The organism is Lelliottia jeotgali (assembly GCF_977070485.1).
Genome location: NZ_CDRVFO010000007.1, coordinates 77,442 through 102,748 on the forward strand (window position 1 = coordinate 77,442; position 25,307 = coordinate 102,748).

General features: G+C 62.2%; 20 protein-coding genes. 11 read left to right on the forward strand and 9 right to left on the reverse strand.

What is annotated here, in order from left to right; translation table 11 throughout:
• Positions 1–78 precede the first annotated feature (78 nt).
• Positions 79–966, reverse strand: coding sequence for a hypothetical protein (locus ACW4TB_RS12440; RefSeq protein ID WP_012316112.1), 888 nt, complete (start codon positions 964–966; stop codon positions 79–81).
• Between the two features lie 250 nt (positions 967–1,216).
• On the opposite strand from ACW4TB_RS12440, the gene ACW4TB_RS12445 reads away from it, so the two are divergent.
• From ACW4TB_RS12445 to ACW4TB_RS12460, 4 genes are all read left to right on the forward strand, one after another.
• Entirely contained in the window at positions 1,217–2,026 is an 810-nt protein-coding gene (locus tag ACW4TB_RS12445; protein ID WP_012316113.1) for an AraC family transcriptional regulator, read from the forward strand.
• A gap of 64 nt (positions 2,027–2,090) precedes the next feature.
• A complete protein-coding gene (locus ACW4TB_RS12450) occupies positions 2,091–3,497 on the forward strand; it encodes an NAD(P)/FAD-dependent oxidoreductase (RefSeq protein WP_279930655.1) in 1,407 nt (468 codons plus the stop codon).
• 32 nt (positions 3,498–3,529) lie between these two features.
• Positions 3,530–3,871 carry a cupin domain-containing protein gene (locus ACW4TB_RS12455; RefSeq protein WP_115273930.1) on the forward strand — a complete coding sequence of 114 codons (342 nt, stop codon included), beginning with the start codon at positions 3,530–3,532 and terminating at the stop codon, positions 3,869–3,871.
• A gap of 52 nt (positions 3,872–3,923) precedes the next feature.
• Positions 3,924–5,003 carry a polyamine ABC transporter substrate-binding protein gene (locus ACW4TB_RS12460; RefSeq protein WP_046784466.1) on the forward strand — a complete coding sequence of 360 codons (1,080 nt, stop codon included), beginning with the start codon at positions 3,924–3,926 and terminating at the stop codon, positions 5,001–5,003.
• 111 nt (positions 5,004–5,114) lie between these two features.
• Here the strand turns inward: ACW4TB_RS12460 and ACW4TB_RS12465 are convergent, their stop codons facing one another.
• A complete protein-coding gene (locus ACW4TB_RS12465) occupies positions 5,115–6,698 on the reverse strand; it encodes a peptide chain release factor 3 (protein WP_012316117.1) in 1,584 nt (527 codons plus the stop codon).
• A 506-nt stretch (positions 6,699–7,204) separates the two neighbouring features.
• Here ACW4TB_RS12465 and ACW4TB_RS12470 point away from each other — a divergent pair.
• The 4 genes from ACW4TB_RS12470 to ACW4TB_RS12485 are packed head-to-tail and all read left to right on the forward strand — an operon-like array spanning position 7,205 to position 10,647.
• Complete coding sequence (locus ACW4TB_RS12470; protein ID WP_012316118.1) at positions 7,205–7,918, forward strand: ABC transporter permease; 714 nt, start codon at positions 7,205–7,207, stop codon at positions 7,916–7,918.
• Positions 7,919–7,931: 13 nt separating this feature from the next.
• Positions 7,932–8,843, forward strand: a complete 912-nt coding sequence (locus tag ACW4TB_RS12475) for a glycine betaine ABC transporter substrate-binding protein (RefSeq protein ID WP_012316119.1) — start codon at positions 7,932–7,934, stop codon at positions 8,841–8,843.
• Positions 8,840–9,493, forward strand: a complete 654-nt coding sequence (locus ACW4TB_RS12480) for an ABC transporter permease (protein WP_012316120.1) — start codon at positions 8,840–8,842, stop codon at positions 9,491–9,493. Before ACW4TB_RS12475 ends, ACW4TB_RS12480 begins: the two co-directional genes overlap by 4 nt.
• Complete coding sequence (locus ACW4TB_RS12485) at positions 9,490–10,647, forward strand: osmoprotectant ABC transporter ATP-binding protein OsmV (RefSeq protein ID WP_012316121.1); 1,158 nt, start codon at positions 9,490–9,492, stop codon at positions 10,645–10,647. The genes ACW4TB_RS12480 and ACW4TB_RS12485 overlap by 4 nt, the downstream gene beginning before the upstream one ends.
• A gap of 111 nt (positions 10,648–10,758) precedes the next feature.
• Here the strand turns inward: ACW4TB_RS12485 and ACW4TB_RS12490 are convergent, their stop codons facing one another.
• From ACW4TB_RS12490 to ACW4TB_RS12500, 3 genes are all read right to left on the reverse strand, one after another.
• Complete coding sequence (locus ACW4TB_RS12490; RefSeq protein ID WP_279930648.1) at positions 10,759–13,188, reverse strand: TonB-dependent siderophore receptor; 2,430 nt, start codon at positions 13,186–13,188, stop codon at positions 10,759–10,761.
• Positions 13,189–13,296: 108 nt separating this feature from the next.
• Positions 13,297–14,259, reverse strand: coding sequence for a FecR family protein (locus tag ACW4TB_RS12495; protein ID WP_012316123.1), 963 nt, complete (start codon positions 14,257–14,259; stop codon positions 13,297–13,299).
• Positions 14,260–14,276: 17 nt separating this feature from the next.
• Complete coding sequence (locus tag ACW4TB_RS12500) at positions 14,277–14,765, reverse strand: sigma-70 family RNA polymerase sigma factor (protein WP_012316124.1); 489 nt, start codon at positions 14,763–14,765, stop codon at positions 14,277–14,279.
• Between the two features lie 508 nt (positions 14,766–15,273).
• Between ACW4TB_RS12500 and ACW4TB_RS12505 the strand changes: the two genes are divergently transcribed.
• Complete coding sequence (locus ACW4TB_RS12505; protein WP_012316125.1) at positions 15,274–16,437, forward strand: type III PLP-dependent enzyme; 1,164 nt, start codon at positions 15,274–15,276, stop codon at positions 16,435–16,437.
• Between the two features lie 153 nt (positions 16,438–16,590).
• Here ACW4TB_RS12505 and ACW4TB_RS12510 read toward each other — a convergent pair whose 3' ends face one another.
• A complete protein-coding gene (locus ACW4TB_RS12510) occupies positions 16,591–17,340 on the reverse strand; it encodes a tetratricopeptide repeat protein (RefSeq protein WP_012316126.1) in 750 nt (249 codons plus the stop codon).
• Between the two features lie 3 nt (positions 17,341–17,343).
• Positions 17,344–18,024 (reverse strand): Fe2+-dependent dioxygenase, encoded by a 681-nt coding sequence (locus ACW4TB_RS12515; RefSeq protein ID WP_012316127.1) that lies wholly within the window; start codon positions 18,022–18,024, stop codon positions 17,344–17,346.
• Positions 18,025–18,244: 220 nt separating this feature from the next.
• On the opposite strand from ACW4TB_RS12515, the gene ACW4TB_RS12520 reads away from it, so the two are divergent.
• Both ACW4TB_RS12520 and ACW4TB_RS12525 read left to right on the forward strand, forming a co-directional pair.
• Positions 18,245–20,527: a TonB-dependent receptor gene (locus ACW4TB_RS12520; protein ID WP_012316128.1), complete on the forward strand. Its 2,283-nt coding sequence runs from the start codon at positions 18,245–18,247 to the stop codon at positions 20,525–20,527.
• Positions 20,528–20,632: 105 nt separating this feature from the next.
• Positions 20,633–23,185: a PepSY domain-containing protein gene (locus tag ACW4TB_RS12525; RefSeq protein WP_455842985.1), complete on the forward strand. Its 2,553-nt coding sequence runs from the start codon at positions 20,633–20,635 to the stop codon at positions 23,183–23,185.
• Positions 23,186–23,312: 127 nt separating this feature from the next.
• Here the strand turns inward: ACW4TB_RS12525 and ACW4TB_RS12530 are convergent, their stop codons facing one another.
• Complete coding sequence (locus ACW4TB_RS12530) at positions 23,313–24,086, reverse strand: amidohydrolase (RefSeq protein ID WP_455842994.1); 774 nt, start codon at positions 24,084–24,086, stop codon at positions 23,313–23,315.
• 5 nt (positions 24,087–24,091) lie between these two features.
• Positions 24,092–25,240, reverse strand: a complete 1,149-nt coding sequence (locus ACW4TB_RS12535) for a pyridoxal phosphate-dependent aminotransferase (RefSeq protein ID WP_254466437.1) — start codon at positions 25,238–25,240, stop codon at positions 24,092–24,094.
• Positions 25,241–25,307 lie beyond the last annotated feature (67 nt).

Consider the following 25,307-nt stretch of genomic DNA (forward strand, 5'->3'; position numbering starts at 1 on the left):
TATCGCGATCAGAATGATCACCGGAATCGGCACCCCAAGCATCCACAGCAGTAATGAGCGCATGATGTTTCTCCTTACTCAACGTTGAACAGTACGACGCGCGGTGTAATCAACCCCTTCCCCTTCCAGCCACATCACGCGATCACGCTGGCGACCACCATACAGGGCAGCCAGGCTGGCGAAGAATGCCCCACACAACAGCGCAACGAAGGTCCACAGCGCGGTCCATGCCGCCACTTTGGCTGCGGTGTCGGCTGCTTTTTTTGCCTCGACCTTGGCTTGCTCGACCTGGGCGAACACCTGGTCTACCCGTGCTTCGGCTTCAGGCTGGCTCAGGCGGGTACGTTGGGCCACCAGTTGCGCCAGGTAAGCGCGGTCATCTTCGGCGAGCGTCCCCTGCGCAATGGACCTGGCGATAATCCGTGCGGCCACGCCATTGGCGGCGTCATCACTCACAGGCGCCGGGCCATCACTGCGGAACAGGCTGTCAACGAAATAGCCATTGGCGTCAGGCTTGGGCGCCATGCTGGCTGCGGCTCCCACGGCATTCGCGCCGGCCTGCACACCGGCACTGGCCAGCCCCCCGGCGGTACTCACGATCAGCATCGCCGCTACCAGGGTGGCGATTGCCCAGGCGAGAAAACCATGCGCCGTGTCGCGGAAGTACACCTCGTCACCGTGCAGGTTCGCCCACTTCACCCGCAGGCGCCCGGCAATATAGCCACCCAGCCCGGAAGCAAGAATCTGGGTCAGCAACAGCCAGATGATGGTCGAGATGCCCAGTGCCTTGGCGCTGGCACCTTCATCGGCCCAAGGCGAGGTGGCGGCAAAGCCGAGCCCCGCACCCAGTACCATAAGGATCAGTGAAAGGGACGCAGCGGCAGCTGCCCCGGCGAAGATGGCCGCCCAGGACACGCCTGAGCGGCTCTGGGAATCGACATGCGGGTAGTCGGCAGAGGGAATCATGAGGTTTTCGCCTTTATTGTTGATAACAGGTCCATTGCCCTGTAATCGGTGCAGAGGCTGTGCCAGTTGTGTCAAAAAATGACATGCTTCCAAATCAATGACTTAGCTCAAGCGTACGTCCTAGGACCGTGCAAAACACCCGAAACGCGGCTCGCGGCTCAGGGTTTATGCAACGCCCGCCAAGATCCGACCCACGCATCCCAGGGCCCACAGACTTGCCTGCTTCCGCCCTCCCCGGCACTATCAAGCCATGACCCCGACCATCCTCGCCGACGGCCCTGAACAAACGCCGATCACCGCCGAAACCGTGCTGCGCTACCACCTGTGCTGGAAGCACCGCGACCTCGACGGGGTGATTGCGCTGTATCACCCGGACGTGCAGTACCACGACTTTTTCCAGAACCGCGTACTCGGTTACGACGCGTTGCGTGACTATGTCCGCGCCTGCCTGCCGCACCAGGCGGGGGAGGACATCGTCCATGGTGACCGCATCCGCGTAGACGGCAGTACGGCATTCATCCAGTACCAGGTCACGGTGCAGGGCGGCGAAGGTCTGGTGGCGTTTCAGTCCAGCGAAGCGATCACGGTCAAGGACGGGCTGATCTGGCGAGTCAATGAGTACGCCACGCTGGTCCGCCAGACCATCCAGGGTCTTGCCAGCAGCGGCACGCGCCCAGCCGTCAGCCGCCTGGGCCTTTCGCCGCGACAGCTGTCGACCATGGCCCAGGACCTGGAACACTACTTCCAGCGCCAGCGCCCCTACCTTGACCCGGAACTGGACCTGCAGCAGGTGGCCGATGCCAGTGGCTACAGCCGCAACCAGATCTCCTACCTGCTCAACCAGGTGCTGGGGCAAAGCTTCTACCGCTACGTCAACCAGGCCCGCCTGCAGCACCTGATGGCCAGCCTGGATGACGACAGGGTCGGGGCGCCGATCGACGACCTGGCGTTCAGCGCGGGCTTCAACTCCCTGTCGGCGTTCTACAAGTGCTTCCGCGAGCACACCGGGCTTACGCCCAAGGCCTATCTGAAGCAAATTTCCCTGCGTGCACGCACGTAAGACAGCCAGCGCTGAACGCCACTAGGATCGCCCACAGACCTTGACGGATGTGGAGCCGAACCCGATGCAACCTTTGCGCACGCTCAGCCTGTGGATGGACCAGCTAGAAGAACCGCTGTGCGCCCGCCCCGCCCTGCGCGAAGACATCGACGTCGACGTGTGCATCATCGGCGCTGGCTACACCGGGCTTTGGACCGCCTACTACCTCAAGCGCCAGGCACCACAGCTGAACATCGCCGTGATCGAGGCCAACATTGCCGGCTTTGGCGCCTCTGGGCGCAATGGCGGCTGGCTGATGGGCAACATGCTCGGTGAAGACCGTATGCTCGCCACCCTGTCGCCGCAACAACGCCGCGCCAGCATCGACCTGCTGCATGGCATCCCCGACGAGGTCCACCGCGTGCTGCAACGCGAAGGCATCGATTGCGACTACCGCAAAGGCGGCGTGCTGTATTGCGCTGCGCGCTACCCGGAACAGGAGCGCAGCCTGCGTGCCTACCTCGATGACCTCTACCGCCAGGGCATGACCGAGGATGACTACCGCTGGCTGCGGCCTGAGCAACTGGACGCCCAGCTTCGCGTGAGCAACGCCTACGGCGCGATCTACAGCCCGCATACCGCGACCATCCAACCGGCCAAGCTGGTGCGTGGCCTGGCCCGGGCGGTTGAAGCGCTGGGCGTGCTGATCTACGAAAACACCCCCGCCGTCGACTGGCAGCCCGGTGAAGTACGGGCACCTCTGGCGCGCATCCGCTGCCAGTGGATGGTTCCTGCTGTGGAGGGCTACGCCGCCAGCCTGCCACCGCTGGGCAAACATCAACTGCCGGTGCAGAGCCTGCTGGTGGCCACCGAGCCCCTGCCCGAATCGACCTGGGAGCAGATCGGCCTGTCACAAGGTCAGGCCTTCAGCGAGAGCAGCCGCCAGGTCACCTATGGCCAGCGTACCGCCGACAACCGCCTGGTATTCGGCGCCCGCGGCGGCTACCGCTTCGGCGGCAGGTTGCGCGAAGACTTCACCCTGACAGATGCCGAAGTCGAACTGCGCCGCTACCTGTTCAGCGAGCTGTTCCCACAACTCAAGCATGTGCGCATCACCCATTCGTGGGGTGGCAACCTGGGCATGGCCCGGCGCTTCCGCCCGCACATGCTGTGTGACCGCCAGCGCGGTATTGCCCTGTCCGGCGGTTATGGCGGCGAAGGTGTCGGCGCCACCAACCTCGGTGGGCGCACCTTGGCCGCGCTGATTCTCAACCAGCACAACGAACTGACCGCGCAACCCTGGGTGCTCGACAACCGTCCGCTGTCGAGCCTGGCCAGCTGGCCGCCCGAGCCCTGCCGCTGGCTGGGCTACAACGCGATCATCCAGAGCTTCGTGCACGAGGACCGAACCCTCGCCAACCCCGCCACCGTGCCATGGCGGCGGCGCCTGGCCGGCTCGCTGGCGGACTTCATGGAAGGCTTCATGCACTGACTTCCCTTTCACCCACACAGGATCCAACGGTAATGAGCATCACCCAGTTCAAACACACCGAAAGCGCCGTGCTGGACAGCTCCAACCCGGTCGCGGTGCCGCTTGGCGAACCCGTGGCAGTGACCTCGGTCACCTGCGTGGAACGCAGCGATGGCGTCGAAACCGGCATCTGGGAATGCACGCCCGGGCGCTGGCGGCGGCAGATCGCGCAACAAGAGTTCTGCCACTTCATCAAGGGCCGCTGCACCTTCACACCCGACGGTGGCCAGCCCCTTCACATAGAAGCCGGAGACGCACTGATGCTACCGGCCAACAGCATGGGCATCTGGGATATCCAGGAAACCGTGCGCAAGACCTACGTTCTGATCTTCTGATCCGCTGATCGCCTGCCTTCGAAAACAACAGACAAAGCAAGGTAAACCCGACATGCGTACCCTCCTTCTCGCACCCCTGATGCTGGCCGCCAGCGTGGCCAATGCCGCCGACTCGGTAAAGATCTACAACTGGTCCAGCTACGTGGCCCCCGACACGTTGAAGAACTTCCAGCAGGCCACCGGCATCAACCCGACCTACGACGTGTACGACAGCAACGAGACCCTCGACGGTAAGCTGATGACCGGCAACTCAGGCTACGACGTGGTGTTCCCCTCCAACCACTTCATGGCCCGACAGATTCAGGGCAAGGCCCTGAAGAAGCTGGACAAGTCGCAGCTACCCGGCTGGAACAACCTCAACCCGGTGCTGCTCAAGGCGCTGGAGGTCAACGACCCCGGCAACCAGTACGGTTTCCCGTACCTGTGGGGCAGTACCGGCATCGGCTACAACATCGACAAGGTAAAGGCAGTGCTCGGTGACAACGCCCCGGTGGATTCGTGGGACCTGATCTTCAAGCCCGAGTACATGAGCAAGCTCAAGAGCTGTGGGGTCGCCGTGCTCGACAACGGCCCTGAACTGTTACCCATCGCCCTGCACTACCTGGGTTTGCCGCACCACAGCAAAGACCCGAAGGACTACGAGAAGGCCAAGGAACTGCTGATGAAGGTGCGCCCGTACATCAGCTACTTCCATTCATCCAAGTACACAGGTGACCTGGCCAATGGCGATATCTGCGTGGTGGTAGGGTTCTCGGGTGACGTGCTGCAGGCGAAAAACCGCGCCGATGAAGCGAAGAACGGGGTGAAGGTCGGCTATTCGATCCCCAAGGAAGGCGCACCGATGTGGTTCGACATGGTTGCCATGCCGGCCGATGCACCGGATGAGAAGGCGGGTTATGCCTACATGAATTACCTGTTGCAGCCGCAGGTGATGGCCAATATCAGTAACCATGTGCAGTACGCCAACGGCAACCTCAAGGCCGACGCCCTGGTGGACCCGGCACTCAAGGGCAACACCATGATTTATCCGAGCGAAGAGATGATGGGCAAGCTGTATGCGCTGGAGGCGATGCCGGCCAAAATCGACCGCATTCGTACACGCATCTGGACCAGTATCAAGGCGGGGAACTGAAATGGGGCCGCTTTGCGGCCCTTTCGCGACACAAGGCCGCTCCTACAGGAATAGGTGAGCTTCTGTAGGAGCGGCCTTGTGTCGCGAAAGGAGGGCATAGCCCTCCCAGGATCAGTGATGCTCGCGAGTAGCGCGGAACTTGACGTCCGGCCAGCGCTCTTCCATCAGCGACAGGTTGACCCGGGTCGGGGCCAGGTAGGTCAGGTGACCGCCACCGTCGATGGCCAGGTTTTCCATGGCCTTGACCTGGAAGTCTTCGAGCTTCTTCTTGTCGTCGCAGCTGATCCAGCGTGCCGACCACACGGTGATCGGCTCGTAGGCGCACTCGACCTTGTACTCTTCCTTCAGGCGGCTGGCGACCACGTCGAACTGCAGCACACCGACCGCACCAAGGATGATGTCGTTGCTGCGTTCTGGGAAGAACACCTGGGTCGCGCCCTCTTCGGCCAGCTGCTGCAGGCCCTGGCGCAGCTGCTTGGACTTGAGCGGGTCCTTCAGGCGCACGCGGCGGAACAGTTCCGGGGCGAAGTGCGGGATGCCGGTGAAGCCCAGCGCCTCGCCTTCGGTGAAGGTGTCGCCGATCTGGATGGTGCCATGGTTGTGCAAGCCGATGATGTCGCCAGCGTAGGCTTCTTCGAGCTGCTCGCGCTCGGACGAGAAGAAGGTCAGCGCGTCACCGATGCGCAGATCCTTGCCGGTACGCACGTGGCGCATCTTCATGCCCTTCTCGTACTTGCCCGAGCAAATGCGCATGAAGGCGATACGGTCGCGGTGTTTCGGGTCCATGTTCGCCTGGATCTTGAACACGAAGCCGGTGAACTTCTCTTCAACCGGCTCCACGGTACGCTCGTGGGCTACACGGGCCAGCGGGCGCGGCGCCCAGTCGACAACGGCGTCAAGCACATGGTCGACACCGAAGTTGCCAAGTGCGGTACCGAAGAATACCGGCGTCAGCTGGCCATTGATGAACTCGTCCTGATCGAACTCATGGCAGGCGCCCTGCACCAACTCGAGCTGCTCGAGGAAGCGGTCATACTCGTCACCCAGGTGGGCACGGGCTTCATCAGAGTCGAGTTTCTCGATGATCTTCGCCTCAGTACGCTCATGACCGTGGCCCGGGGTGTAGACAATGATGTAGTCGCCGGCGAGGTGGTACACACCCTTGAAGTCGCGATAGCAACCGATCGGCCAGGTGATCGGCGCGGCCTTGATCTTCAGTACCGCTTCGATCTCGTCGAGCAGTTCGATCGGGTCGCGGATGTCACGGTCGAGTTTGTTGATGAAGCTGACGATGGGCGTGTCGCGCAGGCGGCAGACGTCCATCAGGGCAATGGTCCGCGGCTCTACACCTTTACCGCCGTCGAGCACCATCAGCGCCGAGTCCACTGCAGTCAGGGTGCGATAGGTATCTTCCGAGAAGTCTTCGTGGCCGGGGGTGTCGAGCAGGTTGATCATGTGCTCGCGGTACGGGAACTGCATCACCGAGGTGGTGATGGAAATACCGCGCTGCTTCTCCATTTCCATCCAGTCGGAGGTGGCGTGGCGGTCGGACTTGCGCGACTTCACGGTACCGGCGACGGCAATGGCCTTGCCCATCAGCAGGAGTTTCTCGGTGATGGTGGTCTTACCGGCGTCGGGGTGGGAAATGATTGCGAAAGTGCGGCGCTTCGCGACTTCGGCGGCCTGGTTGGTCATGGGAAATCGCCTGACTGGGGGATTCAAAAAGGGGCGATATCATACCTGAAGTTGGGCGGGGACCAAAATTTGATCCCCTCCGTTGGTAAACGATGGTCAGTCAGGCGCGTTTCGCCTGGTTTCACAAAAACCGTCAAGCGTCACAGGAGGAATCGGAAAGGTTGTTTTGTCCATCAGCACAGATAGACAGATAGCAGGTAAACCAACGCCTTTACGTAGGATTCACGCTGTTTTTTAGTACGAAAAAACACTCGCCCCAGTGATTAACACTGGCCAAATGCCGCTGCAGATGGGAACCTTTACGCCCTCGGAGACGTCCACTCCCCTGCAACCCGCTTCGCTTGGGGACTGGTTTCATCAGCATTTTCGGGCCCGACGGGGTTCGGCTCATGGCCTGATCGCAGCCTTCGGTTGCTTCACGCTGCTAATCGCGAACACACCACTCGCCGCCAGCCATGGCCGGCCATAAAAAGAGTGTGCTCGCCGACAACACAAGGAGTCCGCCTGTGGCTACACGCTACGGAAAAGGGCTGTTGGGATGGGCCGCCGTGCTCGTCATCCTGGCCCTGCTGGTTCACTGGATCGGCATCGACACGATCGCGCGTTACCGCGACGATCTTGGGTTTTACCTGCAAGCGCACCTGGTACTGGTGCTGGCTTCGATGGCGGCGGCGTTGGCCGTGGGCATCCCCGCCGGCATTGCGTTGAGTCGACCGCACCGGGTCGACAAAGCCGAGCGCTTCATGCAGTTTTTCAACGTTGGCAACACCATTCCCCCCCTGGCCGTTCTGGCCATCGCCCTCAGTATCCTGGGCATCGGCGCCGGGCCCGCGATCTTCGCGCTGTTCCTCGCCTCCCTTCTGCCCATCGTGCGCAACACCTACGAAGGCCTGAAAAACGTCCCCGCCTCGCTCAAGGAAGCCGCCACCGGCATCGGCATGACCCCGCGCCAGCAACTGTGGCAGGTGGAACTGCCCAATGCCGTGCCGATCATAGTCGGCGGTGTGCGCGTGGCCCTGGCGCTGAACGTGGGCACTGCGCCCCTGGCGTTCCTGATCGGTGCCAACAGCCTGGGCAGCCTGATCTTCCCCGGCATTGCCCTGAACAACCAGCCACAGCTGCTGCTTGGCGCGGCCTGCACGGCGTTGCTGGCACTGGCGCTGGATGCCGCGGTGAGTTTCTCCAGCAAGCGCTGGCTGGAACGTGGCCTGGCCCAATAAAAAGAGGGAACGTATGAAGAAGAGAATCGCCTTGCTGCTGGGCGCGGCCCTGCTGTTCGCAGGCTTTGCCCAGGCGGCGGAAAAACCCCTGGTGCGCATCGGCGCACGGGTGTTCACCGAACAGACCGTACTCGCCGAAATCACCGCCCAATACCTGCGCGCCAATGGCTTCGATGTGCGCGTCACCTCCGGCCTTGGCAGCAGTCTCGCCCGCCAGGCCCAGGAGACCGGCCAGTTGGACTTGATGTGGGAATACACCGGCGTGTCGCTGGTGTCGTACAACCACATCGAAGAGCGCATGCCCAGCGCCGAAGCCACCTACGCCAAGGTCAAGGCGCTGGACGCCAAGAAGGACCTGATCTGGCTGACCCCGACCAAGTTCAGCAACACCTACGCCCTGGGCCTGCCCAAACAGGTCGCCGAGGCCTACCCACAGATCAACACGATCAGTGACCTCAACCAAGTGCTGCGCGACGAGCGCCAGCGCAACCACCTGGTAGCCCTGGACACCGAGTTCGCCAACCGCCCGGACGGCCTGGTAGGCCTGAAGGAGATGTACGACCTGCAAGTCGGCCGAGCCAACATCAGGCAGATGGACGCCGGCCTGGTCTACACCGCCATGCACAACAACCAGGTGTTCGCCGGCCTGGTGTACACCACTGACGGCCGCCTGAGTGCGTTCAACCTCAAGCTGCTGGAAGACGACAAGCACTACTTCCCCGACTACACCGCGGCCCCAGTGGTGCGCAAGGCCGTGCTCGACGCCAACCCGCAACTGGTCGCCCTGCTCAAGCCACTGGCCGAGCAGCTCGATGACGAGACCATGCGCCAGCTCAATGCCAAGGTCGACGTCGAGCACCAGAGCCCGACTGCCGTGGCCGCAGCATTCCTGCGTGAGCATCCACTCAAGGAGGTGCAGCCATGAGCCTGCTCGATACCTTCGCCCACCTCGACTGGGCCCTGGTGCTGCAACTAACCTGGCAGCACATCATGCTGGTCGGCATTGCCGTCGGCCTGGCAATCCTGGTCGGCGTGCCGCTGGGCATCCTGATGACCCGCTTCCCGGTGGTGGCCGGGCCATTGCAGGCCAGCGCCACAGTGCTGCTGACCATCCCGTCGATTGCCCTGTTCGGCCTGCTGCTGCCGTTCTACTCCAAGTTCGGCCAGGGCCTGGGGCCATTGCCTGCGATCACTGCGGTGTTTCTTTATTCACTGCTGCCCATCCTGCGCAACACTTACCTCGCCCTGACCAACGTCGAGCCTGGCATCCGTGAAGCCGCGCGCGGTATCGGCATGACCTTCGGCCAGCGCCTGCGCATGGTCGAGCTGCCCATTGCCGTCCCCGTCATCCTCGCCGGCGTGCGCACTGCCGTGGTGATGAACATTGGCGTGATGACCATCGCCGCGACCATCGGTGCCGGTGGCCTGGGCGTACTCATCCTCACCTCCATCAGCCGCAGCGACATGTCGATGCTGCTGGTCGGCGCCGTACTGGTCAGCCTGCTGGCAATCATCGCCGACCTGCTCCTGCAAACCCTGCAACGTGCCCTGACTCCAGAAGGACTGCGCTCATGATCGAACTCAAGAACCTCAGCAAAACCTTCAACGTCAACGGCAAGGACGTCAAAGCCGTCGATTCGGTCAGCCTGACCGTCAACGAAGGCGAAATCTGCGTGTTTCTCGGCCCATCGGGCTGTGGCAAGAGCACCACGCTGAAGATGATCAACCGCCTGATCACGCCAACCTCCGGCCAGGTGTTCATCAATGGCGAAGACACCAGCGGCCTGGACGAAGTGACCTTGCGCCGCCATATCGGCTATGTGATCCAGCAGATCGGCCTGTTCCCCAACATGACCATCGAGGAGAACATCACCGTGGTCCCGCGCCTGCTCGGCTGGGACAAGCAAAAGTGCCACGACCGCGCCCGTGAGCTGATGCACATGATCAAGCTCGAGCCCAAGCAGTACCTGCAACGCTACCCGCGTGAACTGTCCGGTGGCCAGCAACAGCGCATCGGGGTGATCCGTGCGCTGGCTGCAGACGCGCCGGTGCTGTTGATGGACGAGCCGTTCGGCGCAGTCGACCCGATCAACCGCGAGATGATCCAGAACGAGTTTTTCGAAATGCAGCGGGCGCTGAACAAGACCGTGATCATGGTCAGCCACGACATCGACGAAGCGATCAAGCTGGCCGACAAGATTGCCATTTTCCGCGCCGGCAAGTTGCTGCAACTGGACCACCCGGACACCTTGCTGGCGCACCCGGTGGATGACTTCGTCAGCAACTTCGTGGGCCAGGACAGCACCTTGAAACGCCTGTTGCTGGTGCGCGCCGAAGATGCGGCGGACAACGCCCCGTCGGTAAGCCCAGAAACGCCCGTGAGCGATGCGCTGGAGCTGCTGGACGAGCACGACCGCCGCTATGTGGTGGTCACCGATGCACAGAACAAGGCGCTGGGGTATGTACGCCGGCGCGACATGCACCGCCAGCAAGGCACTTGCGCGGATTTCCTGCGCCAGTTCAATGCAACGGCTTCCCACGATGAGCATCTGCGCATCCTGCTGTCGCGGATGTACGAGTTCAACCGCGCCTGGTTGCCGGTGCTCGATGCCGAACAGGTGTTCCTGGGCGAGGTGACGCAGGAGTCGATCGCGGCTTACCTGAGCTCGGGGAGATCGCGCGGGGCCAAGACCAGCATCGTCTCACCGGCTGAGGCGGTGGTTTCCTGATCAAAGGGAGCGCTTCGCGCTCCCATCGCCGGCAAGCCGGCTCCCACAGGGTTCGGCAGCGCTGCTGTCAATGTGGAAGCCGGCTTGCCTGCGATTGAGGCACTGCTGCTATCAGAACCCCACGCTGGCCTGCACATAGAAGGTCCGCGGCTCACCCACATAAATGCCGGCATTGTTGTCGCTGGAGCGGGTGAAATACTGCTTGTCGAAGAGGTTCTTCACCCCCGCCGCCAGCTTCAAATTGGCCATCTTCGGTCCGAAGTCATAGCCACCACGCGCATGCCAGGTCACATACCCCGGAATGTCGCCATACTGCCCGTCAGCGCTCGGCTCGGTGATGTAGTCGCCATTGAAGCTCCCGTCGGCATTGACCCCCGTACCCGGCGCGCGCTGCTTGGATTGGGCGTAGGCGTCCAGGTTCCAGGTCCAGTGGTTGACCGCGTAGCGCAGGCCGGCGGTGGCCACTTGGCGTGAGTAGAACGGTAGATCGCGCCCCTTGAAGCCGGGAATCTCCCCTTCATAAGTCGCGCGGGTGTAGGTGTAGCCACCATTCACCGACAGCCCTTCCAGACGCCGGTCCAACCCGGCCAGGTCGTAGCGTACCGACGCCTCGATACCCTGGTGCTTGGTTGCACCCAGGTTGGTCCAGCCCACGTCGTTGCTGATGTATTGCAGCTCGTCGTCGAAGTCGATGTAGAAGGCCGTCAGCTCCCCGGCGAAAGCACCATTGTCATAGCGCGTACCCAGCTCGTAGGTCTTGGCCTTTTCCGGCTCCAGGCCGTTAGCCGTGCTGTTACCGGTACCGCCTTGGCCCAGCTGGAAGTACTGCAGGCTGCCGAACGACGTTTCGTAGTTGGCAAACACCTTCCAGGCATCGGAGATGTGATACATGACGCTCAGCGCAGGTAGCGGTTCATTGCTGGTGATGCTGCGTTTCTTCTCAGCCACCGGGCGGTTGTTGGCACCCAGCACCGGGCGGTCGCGCCAGTCAGTATTGATGTGCTCGAAGCGCACACCCGGGGTGATGGTCCAGTTGCCGACGTCGATCTTGTCATCGATGTAGTAGGCACTGGCCTCAGTGCCGCCGCTGCGGTCCTGGAATACATGGCCGTCGGACGTCGGGGTAGGCGTCGGAACGTTGTCGATCAGCGCCAGGCGGGTCGACTGTTCGCGCATGGCTTCTTTGAGGTAGCGGTAACCGACACTGACTTCCTGGGTGGTGGGGCCGGCGAAGAAGATCCGCGAAACGCGCGGCTCGATGGCGAAGGTGTGGTAATTGCGCGGGTAGGACGACAGGGTCTTCATGTCACGCGAGGCAATGGTGCTGCCGCGGAAGCTGTCGGTGTAGTACGTCAGCACTTCGAACTGGGTGGCCTCGTCGAGTTGGCGCTGCCATTTGAACGACACGTCCTTGCGACGCCCGGCGAAGTAATCGTAATCACGCAGTGACTGGTACGGATTGCTGTCGTACTGGGCCTGGGTCAGGCCACCGGGCATGTCGGCACGGCCATCGTAGTAATGGAAGTTGAGCCAGAACTCGTCAACGTCGGTCGGTGCCCAGTGGGTCTTGAGGATGACGTCGTCGATGTCATTGCCGTTGTTGCTCTGCCGGTAGCCGTTGCCGTTCACCCCGGTGTACAGCAGCGCCACACCCATGCCGTTGTCGGCAGTGCCGCCGACGAAGGCCGACTCGGTGTGCTTCCAACCGCCGTACTGCGAGGTCTCCAGGGTGGTGGAAAGCTCCGCCGAAGCCTGCTGCGGGATCGCCCGGGTGACGAAGTTGATCACCCCACCGACGTTCTGCGGGCCATAGCGCACCGAACCGGCACCACGCACCACATCGATGCTGTCGAGGTTGCCCGAGGAGATCGGCGCCATGGACAGCTGCGGCTGACCGTAAGGAGCGAAAGCGGCCGGGATGCCATCGATCAGCACCGTAGAGCGAGGCGACAGGCGCGACGTCAGGCCGCGTACACCTACGTTGAGCGACAGGTCGCTGCCACCTGTGCCGTTGGAGTCCTGCACTTGCACGCCCGGGATGCCACGCAGTGCGTCGCGCACGTTCATCGTGCCCTTTTCCACCATGGCCTCACGGCGCACCACGGTGCGCGCACCGGGGTGATTCTGCACAACGGCCTGATCGGCATCACCCAGCCAGTCACCAACCACGTTGATATCGGTGGGCGCCAGTTCCAGGCTACCGCTGCCCAGGTCGAGGGTGGTCGGCAGCGGCTTTACCACCACGGTATCCTGGGACATTTCGAAGGTCAGCCCGCTGCCCTGCAGCAACTGTTGCAGGGCCTGCACCGGCGCCAGCTTACCGGACACCGCCGGGGCCTGCTTGCCGGCCACAAGCTCAGGGCTGTAGAACAGCTGCAGGTGGGTTTGCTGGCCCAATTGGCTGAGCGCCGAAGCCAAAGGTTGAGCCTGGATCTGGATGGTGGTGTCGCCCTGTCCGGCGTGGCTGTTGACGGCCACGGCACTGACCGCCAGGGCCAGCGCCATAACGCGCAAGCGCGGCAAAGGTTTATTGTTGTTCACGTCGTCAAGACATCCTGAAGTTCGGGATAAACGCCAACTGCATGCAAATGGAAATGCTTGGCAGTTGCAGCTGGCGAGGAAGACGAACGAGCCGAAAAAAACCTGAATCTATTTCGCGATTATTTCGCGAGAGCCGTCTTCACGGGTTTTGATCGCCACCGGCAGGATGCTCGGCAAGGCGCGCAGCAGTGCATCGGTATCATCGATGCTGAAGGTGCTGGACAGGCGCATCTGCGCCACCTTGCCGGGGGCAACGCGCAATGGCTCTGTGCGATAGCGCGAGGCTTCGGCAACCACTTCAGCCAGGGTGGCGTTGTCAAAGACCAGCTTGCCCTGGCGCCACGCCGTCAGCGCAGCGGCGTTGACCGCATAGGGCGCAGCAAGCTTGCCTTGTGCATCTATCTGTATGCCCAGGCCCGCCGTCAGTTGCGCCAGCGAAGCATCCTTGCCCCGCACGCTTACCGAGCCCTGCTCCACTGCCACACGGGTGGCGCCAGGGTCGAGCCGCACATCGAAGCGGGTACCGGTGACGGTCACACTGCCCTGTGCGGTATCGACCACGAACGGCCGGTTGCTGTCGTGGGCGACAATGAACATCGCTTCGCCGGCATCAAGCCGAATTTGCCGCCGCCCCGGGCTGTAGTCGACCTGCAACTGCGTAGCGCCGTTGAGTTCCAGCTGTGATCCGTCCGGCAGTAAGATCTGACGGCGCTCGGCAAAGGCGGTCTGCAATTGCGCCTGATGATTGAGGCGTTGGTAATGCCAGCCACTGAAGCCCAGCCCCAGGGCAACTACCGCCACACCGGCCGCCAGTGCCTGGCGCAGGAAACGCCGCCGTGGCAACTGCTGCACCGGCTCAGGTTGGCACAGCGCATCGAGGCGCTGGCGCGGTATGCAGTCGGCGGCCCGCCACAGGCTGACAAGATGCTCATACTCCTCGCGGTGTTGCGGATCAGCCTCCAGCCAGGCACGCAGCTGTGCCTGGAGCACGGCATCGTCCGGTGCATCCTGCACGCGTGCGAACCACTCGGCAGCCTGCTGGCGGACGGTATCGGTGCCGTGCTGTTTCATAGACAAGGTCTCCTGACTCATCTTGCCGACACATCCAGGTGCTCACGCAAATGCCGGAGCGTGCGGATCATATACTTTTCGACCATATTCTTGGTCAAACCCATGCGCTCGGCGATCTCGGCCTGGGTCAGCCCCTCGAGCTTCTGCCAGATGAACACACGTCGGCAATTGAGCGGCAGCTCGGCCAGCGCCCGCTCGACGCTGGCGGCCAGTTCCAGGGCATGTACATACGCCTCGGGGTCGTCCGTGCCGCCGGCCCCTTCATCAAAGGCTTCAAGCTCGAGCGCCTGGCGCCGGTCTTCGCGGCGAAAACCGTCCACCGCAATGTTGCGGGCGGTCTGGTGAAGGTAGGCACGTGGCTGCTCGACCTGCTCGCGCGGGTTTTCCAGAACCCGTATGAAGGCGTCATGGGTGAGGTCCTCGGCCTGCTGACGACTGCGCAGCTTGCGCGTCCAGGTGCCGATCAGCTCTTGGTAATGGTCGAGGAAGCCTTTGTGTCCGGACACGGTCGGGGTCGTCAGCAAGGGGCCAGATAATGGCGCGAATAGTAATATTTCTCATAAAGCACAGCAAATCCGCCAGTCGGTAACAAAAAATTTATGAGTGATTTCAGGCACTGCACTGCCAATGAACGTGGCCATAAATATGAACACCTTCGCCTTTCTCGCGGGTAAGAACGCCTCTATAGAAACCGCACTATCCCTGTGGGAGCGGGCTTGCCCGTGACGGGCCCGAAACGGTCTATTCCACAATTTTTTACGCCTGCCAACGCGCGGGGAACATCTGCCGGTCACACGAGTCGGTTATTCAAGTGACAACGCGCCGTTCCTGGGCCGACACGCCCGGATTACCTGTTGATCTTGCATTCTTCACGCCCTAAAGTGCGCGCCGAACGTCCATGCTGGAAACGATCCATCCGGCTCAAGTACTGAGTAGGCGAACCAAAGTGGGGATACGGAGGACGTTCAGTTTGCAGCCACTTATCTTTTCAGTTTGCCCATGGAGTCCCTGAGCATGTCGATCCAGGTCGAAGACTATTTCGCGCGTGACACCTTCCAGAAAATGAAGGCGTTCGCCGACAAGCAGGAAACCCCGTTCGTACTCATCGATACCCAGATGATCAGCCAGGCCTACGACGACCTGCGCGCCGGTTTCGAGTTCGCCAAGGTCTACTACGCGGTCAAGGCCAACCCGGCGGTCGAGATCATCGACCTGCTCAAAGAGAAAGGCTCGAGCTTCGACATCGCCTCGATCTATGAGCTGGACAAGGTGATGGGCCGTGGCGTCAGCGCCGACCGTATCAGCTACGGCAACACCATCAAGAAGTCCAAGGACATCCGTTACTTCTTTGAAAAAGGTGTGCGCCTGTACGCCACCGACTCGGAAGCCGACCTGCGCAACATCGCCAAGGCCGCGCCGGGCTCCAAGGTCTACGTACGCATCCTCACCGAAGGCTCCACCACTGCCGACTGGCCACTGTCGCGCAAGTTCGGCTGCCAGACCGACATGGCCATGGACCTGCTGATCCTGGCCCGCGATCTGGGCCTGGTGCCATACGGCATTTCCTTCCACGTGGGTTCGCAACAGCGCGACATCAGCGTGTGGGACGCCGCCATCGCCAAGGTCAAGGTGATCTTCGAGCGTCTTAAGGAAGAAGACGGCATCGAGCTGAAGCTGATCAACATGGGTGGCGGTTTCCCGGCCAACTACATCACCCGCACCAACAGCCTGGAAACCTACGCTGAAGAGATCATCCGCTTCCTGAAGGAAGACTTCGGCGACGACCTGCCGGAAATCATCCTTGAGCCAGGCCGTTCGCTGATCGCCAACGCCGGTATCCTGGTCAGCGAAGTAGTGCTGGTTGCGCGCAAGTCGCGCACCGCCGTCGAGCGCTGGGTATACACCGACGTGGGCAAATTCTCCGGCCTGATCGAAACCATGGACGAGTCCATCAAGTTCCCGATCTGGACCGAAAAGAAAGGCGAGATGGAAGAAGTGGTCATCGCCGGCCCGACCTGCGACAGCGCCGACATCATGTACGAGCACTACAAGTACGGCCTGCCGCTGAACCTGGCGATCGGTGACCGCCTCTACTGGCTGTCGACCGGTGCCTACACCACCAGCTACAGCGCGGTGGAATTCAACGGCTTCCCGCCGCTGAAGGCCTACTACCTGTAATGCAGAACGGGGCCGAAAGGCCCCGTTTTCATTTGTGCCTGGGTTGGCCCCATCGCCGGCAAGCCGGCTCCAATATAGAGCTCCACAGGGCTCAAGCCTTGTGCAGTACCTGTAGGAGCCGGCTTGCCGGCGATAAGGCCAGTACCGACACCATCACGCTTCGCGCTGTTCTATCTCTGCGGCATACCGCGCCGCAAAGGCCATCAACCCTGGCCCCGCTCCCTGCAAGGTCGCCAAAGCACTGCGCAGGAAATTCATGTTCCCCTCAACCCGCGCCTGTTCCAGCCACTGCCCTGCCTCGGCCATCTGGCCACGCTCTACCAGCACCAGCGCCAGGCTGAACATCCCACGAAAATCCCCCGCCTCGGCGGCACGCCTGTACCAGCGCACTGCCCGCGCCGGGCTGGGCGCCGTAGCGATACCCTGCTCCAGGTAACGCCCATAAAGGTTCATCGACTTGGCATGCCCCAGCTGCGCAGCCTTCTCGTAGCACATCAATGCCTGCGCCTGATTGGCCGGTACCCCACGCCCGGTAGCCAGCAGGTTGCCCAGGTTATACAGGCCCCAATCCAACCCGGCGTCGGCCGCACGGGCATAGTGAACCGCAGCCTGCGCCACACTCACCTCACCGCCCCAACCATGCTCCAGGCAACGCCCGAGCATGTTGTGCGCCATGGCGCTGCCACCCTGGGCGGCAATGCCGAACCAGCGCCGGGCCAATCCGGCATCCGCTTCGATGCCACGGCCGTCTAGCAGGATCTGCCCGAGCAGCAACTGCGCCTCGATCACGCCCTGCCCTGCCGCCGCGAGAATCGCCTGGGCGGCCTTGCCCGGACTGCCTTCGAGCATGGCCTTGAGGCCTGCGACATCCACCACTTCTTCACGGCGCAACTGATAGGACACGGCTCAGACCTCTGCCCAGCGGCGCAGCAGGTTATGGTAGGTGCCGGTCAATTGCAGCAACGAGGGATGCTCGGGCACATCGGCGGTGAGTTGCTGGATGGCATTGTCCATCTCGAACAGCAACGCCCGCTGGCTGTCCTCACGTACCAGGCTCTGGGTCCAGAAGAACGCCGCATAACGCACGCCGCGCGTCACCGGATTGACCTTGTGCAGGCTGGTGCCCGGGTACAGCACCAGGTCACCGGCAGCCAGCTTGACCTGCTGCTCGCCATAAGTGTCCTGGATCACCAGTTCGCCCCCGTCATAGCTGTCCGGATCACTCAGGAAAAGCGTCGAGGACAGGTCGGTGCGCACTCGCTCCGGGCTGCCTTTTGGCTGGCGCAAGGCATTGTCGATGTGGAAGCCGAAGTTGCCACCCTCGCGGTAGCAGTTGATCAGTGGCGGAAAGACTTTGTGCGGCAGGGCCGCCGACATGAACCGTGGGTTTTTCCACAGGCGGTCGATCAGCGCGCTACCGATTTCCTTCGCCAGCGCGTGACCTTCTGGCAGCTGCAAGTTGTGCTTGGCCTTGGCCGACTGATAGCCGGCCGTGGCCTTGCCATCGGCCCAATCGGCCTGCTCCAGTGCCTCGCGAATGCGGGCAAGCTCGTCGGCGTCGAACAGGCCGGGGATATGAAGCAGCATGGCGGCGGCACCGTTGAGAGTGTAAAGGCGGCAATGATATTGATTCCCTTTTACGCCGTACAAGTCCTTTCTTCACCCGAGACGTTTCAGCTTGATTAAACCGTAAAGAGAATTTGTAAAGATTGTAAGTTCGCAGTGAATGGTAACGAATCTCAATTGTGACCTGCAATCACTTGCATTATGATCCGCGGCCTTCACACCTTGGGGAAGGTCCATAACAATGCGTCAATACGTGCCATCTGCAGTGAGCTCTCCACGCCTGATCGTGTCTGCCATCGGCGTCGCTCTGAGCGCTTCGTCCGTCTACGCCGCCGATCCGGCTACCAGCAGCGCCATCACCCTGGATGCCACCAGCGTCAATGGCAAGGCTGAACAGGCCAGCACCGATTACAAGGTCGAAAAGGCCTCCTCGCAGAAGTACACCGCGCCGTTGGTGGACACCCCACGCTCGGTTACCGTAATCCCCCAGCAAGTCATCAAGGACACCAACGCCCTGAGCCTGCAGGATGCCCTGCGCACTGTGCCTGGCATCACCTTTGGCGCAGGCGAAGGCGGCAACCCGCAAGGCGACCGCCCGTTCATTCGTGGTTTTGACGCCCAGGGTGACACCTACCTGGACGGTGTACGTGATACCGGTGCGCAGACCCGTGAAATCTTCGCCATCGAATCGGTGGAAGTTGCCAAAGGCCCCAACTCGGCCATCGGTGGCCGCGGCGCGGCAGGCGGCACCATCAACCTGGTGAGCAAGCGTGCACACCTGGGCAACTCGCTGGACGGTGCCTGGACCTGGGGCAGCGACCAGACCCAGCGCTACACCTTTGACGGCAACTACCAGTTCAGCGACACCGCTGCCGGCCGTCTCAACCTGATGACCCATGAGAGCAACGTTGCCGGCCGGGACAAGGTCAACTATGACCGCTGGGGTATCGCCCCATCCCTGGCCTTCGGCCTGGGCACGCCAACCCGCGTCAACCTTGACTACTACCACCTGGAAAGCGACGACCTGCCGGATTCGGGCATCCCGTACAGCATCCCTACCGGTGGCAGCAGCGCGCGCACCTCGGCGCACCCAAGCAAGCCGATCGACGGCGGTGACAGCGACAATTTCTACGGCCTGACCGGTCGCGACTTCCGCAAGACCCGTGTGGACATCGCTACTATCGCCGTGGAACACGACCTGAGCGACTCGTTGACCATCAAGAACACCCTGCGTCATGGCAACAGCATGCAGGACTACATCCTGACCCAGCCGGACGACAGCGCGGGCAACGTGAACAACAACGGCGTATGGCGTCGTGCCAATACCCGTGTGGGCAACACTGCCACCACCACCAACCAGACCGACCTGTTCGGTGAGTTCTTCGTGGGCGGTTTCAAGAACAGCTTCTCCACCGGGGTCGAGTTCAGCAAGGAAGACTCGGACCGCCAGAGCTACACGGTGTCGCCAAACAGCAAGCTCACCTGCACCGGCCCGGGCAATGGTGGCAGCTGTACTTCGCTGAGCGACCCGAACCCCGACGATGCCTGGGATGGCACGATCTCGCGCAACTACGCTGGCACAAAGACCAGCAGCAAGACCCGCGCAATCTACGCCTTCGACACTTTGGAGCTGACGCCTGAGTGGCTGCTGAACATGGGCCTGCGTTATGACCACTTCGATACCAAGTTCCGCACTTACGATGCCTCGGGCGCGACCGTGGTGAACAAGAACGGCGTCCCGACCAAAGGCCGCGACACCAGCGAGTTCTTCACCGGCCAATTGGGCCTGGTCTGGAAACCGGCCGAGAACGGTAGCATCTACGTGTCCTATGCCACTTCCGCCACCCCGCCCGGGGCGATGCTCGGCGAAGGTACCGAAGGCAACCCGCTGTCGGGCACCACCGACCGTGGTGGCAACATCCTGGCCAGCGACATGGAGCCGGAAGAAACCACCAACTACGAAATCGGCACCAAGTGGGACCTGCTCGACGAGCGCCTGTCCCTGGCCGCCGCGCTGTTCCGCACCGAAAAGGAAAACGCCCGTGTGCAGGTGGACACCACCACCTACGAAAACGTCGGCGAAACCCGCGTGCAAGGCATCGAGCTGTCGGCCAGCGGCAAGCTCACCGACAAGTGGCAGGTGTTCGCCGGCTACACCTACCTGCAAGCCCGCCAGATCGACGGCGGCCCGTTGGGCAAGGCCAACGACGGCAACCAGTTGCCGAACACGCCGAACAACAGCGCCAGCCTGTGGACCACGTACTCGATCACCCCGAAGCTGACGGTCGGCGGTGGCGCCTTCTATGTGGATGACGTCTACGGCAACGTGGCCAACACCACCATGGTCGACAGCTATGTACGTTACGACGCCATGGCCGCCTACAAGCTGACCAAGAACGTCGACCTGCAACTGAATGTGCAGAACCTCACCAACGAGGTGTATTACGACAAGGCGTTTTCCACCCACTTCGCCAACCAGGCGGCGGGCAGGACTGCATTGCTGACCACCAGCGTCCACTTCTAAAGCAGCAACCCGGAGCCCCGTTCATTCCAGTGAGCGGGGCTTTTGCGTATCAAGGCATAATGCACCCCGCGCAGGGCGCGGCAGCAACACAAGGTGAACGATGTGGTGAAGAAGACGCTGTTCCAATTGCACTGGTTCTTTGGCATCACCGCCGGCCTGGTGCTGGCCTTGATGGGCATTACCGGAGCGCTCTATTCGTTCCAGGAAGAATTGCTGCGTGCCTTCAACGCCGATGTCTTGAAAGTCGAGGTACGCGCCCAGGGCGTACTGCCTCCGGCTGAACTGGTGCGCCGGGTCGAGGCCGCCCAAGGCGACAAAGTGTCGATGCTGTGGGTCGATGTGCGCGAAGGCAACGCCGCACGGGTCTTCTTCACACCCCCGCCGGGCGAGCGTCGCGGTGAGCTGCGTTACGCCGACCCCTATACCGGTGAGCTCAAGGGCCAGGCCGCCGGGCAAGACTTCTTCAAACTGATGCTCACCCTGCACCGGTTCTTGGCCATGGGTGACACTGGCCGGCAGATCACGGGCGCCTGCACCCTCATGCTGGTATTTTTCTGCCTCTCCGGTCTGTACCTGCGCTGGCCGCGCAAAGCCCTGAACTGGCGCACCTGGCTGACCTTCGACTGGGCAAAAAAAGGCCGCGCCTTCAATTGGGACCTGCATGCCGTTGCCGGCACCTGGTGCCTGCTGTTCTACCTTCTGTTCGCGCTGACCGGCCTGTTCTGGTCCTACGAGTGGTACCGCGAAGGCCTGAACAAGTTACTGGCCGACGCGCCTGCCGCAGGACAGCAGCACAAGCGCGGCGAAGGCCGTGGCCGCCATGGGCCGCAGAAAATGGACAAGAACGCGCCGCCGCTGGTGGTCGACTACGACGCCATCTGGGCCAACCTCAAGAACGCCGCCGGGCCAGGCCTTGCCATGTACAACCTGCGTCTGCCGCCTGCTGGCGGCCAGCCCGCCAGCCTGTTCTACCTGCTCGACAGCGCCGCGCACCCACGCGCCTTCAATACCCTGACCCTGGATCCGGCCACCGGCCAGGTGAAAAACCATGACCGCTACACCGACAAGTCCTTCAAGGCACAGCTGCTGCAAAGTGTTTATGCGTTGCACGTGGGTGAATACTTCGGCCTGCCGGGGCGGATCATCGTCACCCTCGCGAGCCTGACCATGCCGCTGTTCTTCGTCACCGGCTGGCTGCTGTACCTCGACCGCCGGCGCAAAAAGCGTCAGATCCGCGCCGCGCGTGGCAGCGTCGACAGCGCCACCAGCAACGGCGACAGCTGGCTGATCGGCTTTGCCAGCCAGAGCGGTTTTGCCGAACAACTGGCCTGGCAAAGCGCCAGGCAGCTGCAGGCCGCAGGCTTGCCGGTGCAAGTACGTGCGCTTGCCGATCTTGGCGAAGAGGACCTGCACCAGACGCGCCGTGCGCTGTTCGTGGTCAGCACGTTCGGTGACGGCGAGGCGCCTGACAGCGCCCGCGCTTTCGAGCGCAAGGTGCTGGGCCAGCCGTGGGCCCTGAACGGCCTCAGCTATGCCGTGCTGGCGCTCGGTGATCGCCAGTATCCGCATTTCTGCGGCTTTGCCCGGCGCCTGCAGGCATGGCTCGGCGAGCGCGGCGCCAGCACGGCATTCAGCCCGGTGGAAGTGGACAACGCCGACCCGGCGGCCCTGCAGCAATGGCAACAGGAGCTGGCGCAGCTGACTGGCGCTCAACCCATGGCTGCCTGGCAACCGCCAAGTTTTGGCAACTGGAACCTGGTAAGCCGCGATCTGCTCAATCCAGGTAGTCAAGGACAACCGGTATACCTGATCGGCCTGCGCTCTGAAGAGCCCGCTAGCTGGGAGGCCGGTGACCTGGTAGAAGTTCTGCCGCTCAATGGCCAGCCACGCGTGGATGCATTCCTCAGCGGCATGGCCGTCGACGCCAACGCCACTGTGCAGCTTCAGGGCCTGAACGAGACCCTCGGCCAGGCTCTGGCAGGCCGCCAGCTACCAACCCGCCGGGACCACTTGATAGGCTTGCAGCCACAAGCGCTGGTCGATGCGCTGGTACCGATCGGCAGCCGTGAATACTCCATCGCCTCAATCGCCAGCGATGGCGTGCTGGAGCTGATCGTGCGCCAGGAGCGTCACCCCGACGGCAACCTTGGCCTGGGTTCTGGCTGGCTGACCGAGTACCTGCCAGTCGATGGCACCCTTAACCTGCGTCTGCGGCGCAACAGTGGCTTCCATCTGCCCGAAAGCGCCGCGCCGATGATCCTGATCGGCAACGGCACTGGCCTTGCGGGCCTGCGCAGCCTGCTGCGGGCGCGGATCAATGCCGGCGAGCAGCGCAACTGGTTGCTGTTCGGCGAGCGTAACCGCGCGCATGACCTGCTGTGTGGCGATGAGCTGCAAGGCTGGCTGGAGAGCGGCGACCTGGCACGCCTGGACCTCGCGTTTTCGAGGGATCAGGCAGAGAAGGTGTATGTGCAGGATGTGTTGCTGCAGCAGGCTGAAGAGTTCAAGCGCTGGGTTGCCGATGGCGCTTATGTGTATGTCTGCGGCAGCCTGCAAGGGATGGCGGCCGGTGTTGATGTGGCACTCAAGGGCATGCTCGGTGAAGAAATGGTCGAGCAGTTGATCGAAGACGGGCGTTATCGGCGGGATGTTTACTGATCAGGGATTGATGTAGCCGGCACCGGCCCTATCGCCGGCAAGCCGGCTCCCACAGGTATCCCACTGCCCTCGAATACAGTGGTTTACCTGTGGGAGCCGGCTTGCCGGCGATAGGGCCGGTGCTGGCTCAGTGCAGCTCGAAGGTATCGGCATCCAGGTTGGCCGGGAAGCGGGTGCGGTAGTTGGCAAGCTCCGCCGCCCTCAGCACGACCGTAAACACCCCGTCTGCCTCGCCCGCGCTGAGCAGGCTTTCACCCTGGAAATCCAGCACCTGGCTGTCGCCCGAATACGCGAAACCCTTGCCATCGGTGCCCACCCGGTTCACCGCCGCCACGAAACACAGGTTTTCGATGCCCCGCGCCGGCAGCAGCCGGTTCCAGTGCTGGCGGCGCGCAGCCGGCCAGTTCGCGGTGTACAGCAGCAGGTCGGTATCCTGCGCATCGCGGCTCCACACCGGGAAACGCAGGTCGTAGCAGATCAGCGGGCGTACCCGCCAGCCCTTGATCTCGAACTGCACCTGACGCTCACCCGGGGTGTAATGCTTGTGCTCACCCGCCATGCGGAACAGGTGCCGCTTGTCGTAGTGCAGAATCTCGCCGTCCGGGCGCGCCCACAACAAGCGGTTGCGGTGGCTGCCATCGGCGGCCTGGATGATCACGCTGCCGGTAACCACTGCGTTGATGCGCTTGGCCTGAGCCTTGAGCCACTTGTAGGTCGGGCCGTTCTCGGGCTCGGCCAAGCTTTCCGATTCCATGGAAAAACCAGTGGTGAACATCTCGGGAAGTATCACCAGGTCGGCATCTCCAGCCTGGTCGAGCAACACCTCGAAATGCGCGTAATTGGCCTCGCGGTCGTGCCAGGCCAGGGTCGTTTGCACAAGGGCGATTTTCAGGTTGGGCAGTGCACTCAGATCGCGCATAGTTTCTCCGCTGCCTGACGCAGCGTCTCCTCACGTTTGGCAAAGCACAGGCGTACCAGGCGTTGCTCGGGGATGGGTTGCTGGTAGAACACCGACACCGGAATTGTCGCCACGCCGTGCTCACGGGTGAGCCAAAGGGCCATTTCGACGTCGTTCAGGTCTGGCCGGATCTGCGAATAGTCCACCAGTTGGAAATAGGTGCCGGCCGTGCGGGTAAAGCTCAAGCGCGAACCTTTGAGCAGGTCGCAGAACAGGTCGCGCTTGGCCTGATAGAAACCCGGTAGTTCGTCGAGATGCTGAGGGTGTTCGGCCATGAAGTCAGCGAGTGCACACTGCAGCGGTGTGACTCCGCAGAAATTGACGTACTGATGCACTTTGCGCAGCTCCGCGCTCAAGGCAGGTGGCGCGATCACGTAGCCGGTCTTCCAGCCGGTCACGTGGTAGGTCTTGCCGAACGAACTGACCACGAACGCCCGGCGGTACAGCTCTGAATGGGCCAGAACGCTGGCATGACGTACGCCATCGTAGACCAGGTGTTCATACACTTCGTCGCTGACCAGGTAGATATCGCGATCAGCGATCAGGCGTGCCAGCTGGTCCAGGTCTTCAGCCGTGATCAGCGCGCCACTGGGGTTGTGCGGCGAATTGAGGATGACCATGCGCGTGCGCGGGCTCAGGGCATCGCTGAACTTCTGCCAGTCGATACGGAAGTCGCCATCACTGAGTTGAACGTGCACGCAGCGACCGCCGGCAAGCGCCACTGAGGGCTCATAACTGTCGTAACAGGGGTCGAAGACTATCACCTCGTCGCCCGCGTGGATCACCGCCTGGATGGCACAGAAGATCGCCTCGGTGGCGCCCGGGGTGATAGTCACTTCCTGATCGGCATCGACCTTGGTCCCATACAGGCGCTCGACCTTGGCCGCCACCTGCTGGCGCAAGGCCGGCAAGCCGGTCATCGGCGCATACTGGTTATGCCCGGCGGACACATGGCGGCCAACCGCATCGAGCAAAGCCTGCGGGCCATTGAAGTCGGGGAAACCCTGGGAAAGGTTGAGCGCGCCGGTCTGCACGGCGAGCTGGGACATGGTGGTGAAGATGGTCGTGCCGACGTTCGGCAGTTTGCTGCGGATCATGGAGCCCTCTTTCCTGGGGGACGGAGAGCTATAAGCTACAAGCTCCAAGCCACAAGAAAAAGCGACA